Source organism: Marisediminitalea sp., assembly GCF_984433645.1.
Genome location: NZ_CFIDRX010000298.1, coordinates 1 through 2,162 on the forward strand (window position 1 = coordinate 1; position 2,162 = coordinate 2,162).

Sequence of the window (2,162 nt, forward strand, 5' to 3'; positions counted from 1 at the left end):
ACGAAGCAATTAGCATGGGCGCTGAGATTTATCAGATTGATCCGTCACGCTGCACAGAATGTGTGGGGCACTATGATGAACCCAGTTGCGTCGCCGTGTGCCCTATTGAATGTATCGAGCCCGATCCGGCTCATAAGGAGAGTCTGGACGCACTGGCAGATAAATTTGCTGCTATGTACGCCTGAGCAAAAAAGCGTTGTTTAAAAATGGCATGCATGCGCGCTAATTGCGGGCTATTGCTTACTTTCCAGATATTTTAAAAACGTGTGACTCACTGTGCCTTTGTTGCCTAGCTGCAGGCGTTTGGCAACCTGGTCCAGTTTGATATCAGAGCGCAGTAATAGCTGCTTGGCGTATTTCATTCTGAACTGATACATGTAATTTCTGAAGTGCTGCTTCTTCACCTTCAACAACGCCAGGCACAATACCGTAGGGTCTAACTTTGCCTGACGCGCAAAGGACTCCAGCGTTAACCCTACCTGCTTGTAAGCTTTTGAGGCAATCACTACCGTATCGGCCTGTTTTACTATTGCCTGGGCTTTGGCATCGGTCAATACTGGTGCGTTTTCCAGCGCAGCGTGATCAAACGGCGATGGCGAGGTTTGTTGCCTGCGACACAAGTTAGCCAACACCGCCAACATGCTGCTTGCCACACCACAGTGAAACCAGGCCAGCCAGCTTTCAAAGGGAAAAATACCGATACCCACCAGGACCGTGATCACGACCAGGAAGAAGGCAACTCCCACGGTAAAACCGCATGCGCCAGCCACGCCTTTTATTTTATAGTGTTGTGTATCGACAACCTGCAGCGGTAAGTCATGATGGTACTGCTGAATATGTTCAACCTGCATAATGGCGGTATACAGCATCGCAAACGCAATAAGCAAACAGCTGGCATACACAGGCCAGTACACCAGAGGTTCGCCGTAAGGAACCAGGCCATGCCAACCCGACAAGTCAGCCATGAAAGCCCACAATTGATAGCCCAGTAAAGCCAGCAACACAGTGGCAACGAGCGCGTGTGGCCAGCGTGCATAACGAGGCTTGCGCCACAATAAAGCCATGGTAGTCATTTGCAAACCCATGAGCTGAAGCGGTGCAACGATCAGCACAACCAGACTAATAAAGGAATGCCCCTGTCCATACCCCAGCGCCCAGAGTTCGCTAATAACCAATAGCGGCCAACTGAGCAACATTAACATCCGGCCACCATTGCCAACGGGCAATGCTTTTTGTTTCAGTGTGACAGCCAGCATCACTAACCATATACAGGTCAGCAACGCTGCTACCCATACAGCTACCGAATCGTTAGATAAGCTCATTGGGGTTGTCCATTACCAGTAAATTTCCCCCGACATTGCAGCCTGCCGGCTCCGCTCCATCACGCGAAGCAGGTTCTGTGTTTTTTCCTGTACCCATTCCAGCAACTCTCGCTGCTCAGCTAACTCCGCATCAAACACCGACTTTTTCAGCAGTAATAATGCATTCAGCTCGTCGATGCCGGTCAGAATATCCAGCCAGGGCGCGCGAAAGTGACCACGTGAATGCGCAAATAAATCGGCCACTAAAAAGCCGTTGAACAAGGTCTGACGTAACAACACTTCTACCGAGGTATAGTTTGCCGCATGCATTTGGCGTTGAATAGGCATGGACTGCTGAATAGTTTGCCATCCCTGTGACAACCAGCCCTTGGCATGTTCCATCAGCGGTAAGTCATATCCGGTGGCAGCCCCGCGCCAAGGTTTCTCTTGCAGAATCTGCGCAATTGACAATTTCAGCAGAGACGGCGTGTCCTCATATAACTTGCTTTGCGGATCGTGCGCCTGTAACAAGCCGGCTTGTCGCCCCTGTAAATAGCTCAACAACGCCGGATAACGCGACAAGCGTTTATTAAAGAGGCTTTTCTTAGACAACAGCATTCGCAAGCTTTGCAGGTCGTCCTGCCATAACCAGGCTTCTGCATAGCGCATCAGCTTTTTGTGCAACGCCAGTAATGCAGGACACTGCAGCACCGGTAAATACAGGGACACCGTCTGCATTAACATCCGCACTGCACGGGTTATTTCGGTCAGCATCTTGGGTGACTGGGTTTCGAAAAACAGGTGTTCATGAACCTGCCAGTGCCGTAATCCGCACGCCAGCGCCTGACAAAAAGCCTCTTC

Annotated in this window: 2 protein-coding genes and 1 pseudogene; 1 reads left to right on the plus strand and 2 read right to left on the minus strand. The window is 50.6% G+C overall.

Annotated features, from left to right (window positions below; translation table 11 throughout):
- A partial coding sequence (locus tag AC4MRN_RS20560) for a YfhL family 4Fe-4S dicluster ferredoxin (RefSeq protein ID WP_491204380.1) occupies nucleotides 1–185 on the plus strand: 185 nt, incomplete at its 5' end.
- A 48-nt stretch (nucleotides 186–233) separates the two neighbouring features.
- Here AC4MRN_RS20560 and AC4MRN_RS20565 read toward each other — a convergent pair.
- Nucleotides 234–1,322 (minus strand): helix-turn-helix domain-containing protein, encoded by a 1,089-nt coding sequence (locus AC4MRN_RS20565; protein ID WP_491204381.1) that lies wholly within the window; start codon nucleotides 1,320–1,322, stop codon nucleotides 234–236.
- Between the two features lie 12 nt (nucleotides 1,323–1,334).
- Nucleotides 1,335–2,162 (minus strand): annotated as a pseudogene (locus AC4MRN_RS20570) (CYTH domain-containing protein); the annotation flags it as partial.

Coding starts and splice junctions, on each gene's coding strand:
- AC4MRN_RS20565 (WP_491204381.1), bottom strand. CDS start 1,322: ATGAGCTTATCTAACGATTCGGTAGCTGTATGGGTAGCAGCGTTGCTG.